Origin of the sequence: thiotrophic endosymbiont of Bathymodiolus puteoserpentis (Logatchev) (genome assembly GCF_900127505.1) — a bacterium.
In the GTDB taxonomy this organism is placed as follows: Bacteria; Pseudomonadota; Gammaproteobacteria; order PS1; family Pseudothioglobaceae; genus Thiodubiliella.
Map to the genome: position 1 here is coordinate 1 of NZ_UEXF01000017.1, position 1039 is coordinate 1039.

The window sequence follows — 1039 nt, forward strand, 5'->3', positions numbered from 1 at the left end:
CTGTTCCAGAGGAGCGTGTAACACACAAAACGCTAAGCGATATTCAAAATTTATTGCAGAAATTTGATCAACATCCAAATTTAGGCATTGATGATTTACAAATGTTATTAGGCAGAGATGGGCAACTTTATGTTATAGATCCATTAAATAATAGCTCGCCATCAGAATCTCCGTCTGATTCTTCACTGAATGACAGAGCAGATAATATAGAAAATTTGCAAGAGTGGAAAGATATATCATTAAAAATCCTAAAAGAATTTGACCAAAACAAAGGTATAAACGCCATTTTTGTTAGCAAGGAAATGTTAGGGGATGATCCAAAATTTGAACAAAGCCTATTAGAAAAAGCAAGAAAACAGCAAGACCTGATTATTATGAGTTACGACTTAGCAAAAGACACAACTCAAGTACTTTACGAGCCAAATACCTCTTATAAAATTGACAGAATCGAAGTAATGGTTAATGAAAATAGTCGTTTTATTAATGAATATCAAATGAAGGGTTTTGTAAAACGCGACCCTAAAGTGTCCAGTGATATGGTTTTTCGTCACGCACTCAAAAAAGACTTCAGCAATTACCGAAGTAACATTATCGTTCAAAACGGCAACAGCGAAGCCGCCGTCAAAGCCGCCCAATCCCTTGCCAATAAACACCCTGAGAGTAGCATTATTGTTCATTTTGATGACAATAACAAATTGGTTACATCAGACAACGAGATTTACACCCCTAAAGGCAATGTGCGCCTTAATTTTGTTGATCATGGAGAAAATTTTGCCAATGGTGAAAATGGCATGGATAAATTGACCGATAAAGTCAAGCAGATTTATGACACTTACGCCAATGAAAATACTCATTTTGAGCGCATTGCCCTAGTAGGTTGTGATACTACCAACATCAAGCAAGGTCTAGCTAGGAATTTTGCCAAAACGATTTACGACAATATGCCAGCACTAAGAACTGCACAAATAACGGGCAGAGGGGGCGAGGTAGAGATCAATGAAAACGGCACTAAGACGATGAAAACAGGAGGCACTAAAAC

Annotated in this window: 1 protein-coding gene; it reads left to right on the forward strand. The window is 37.3% G+C overall.

Translation table 11 applies throughout. The features are described 5' to 3' along the window. Positions 1-1039: C80 family cysteine peptidase (locus BHECKSOX2_RS01965; protein ID WP_139682241.1), on the forward strand; the 1039-nt coding region annotated here is incomplete at both ends.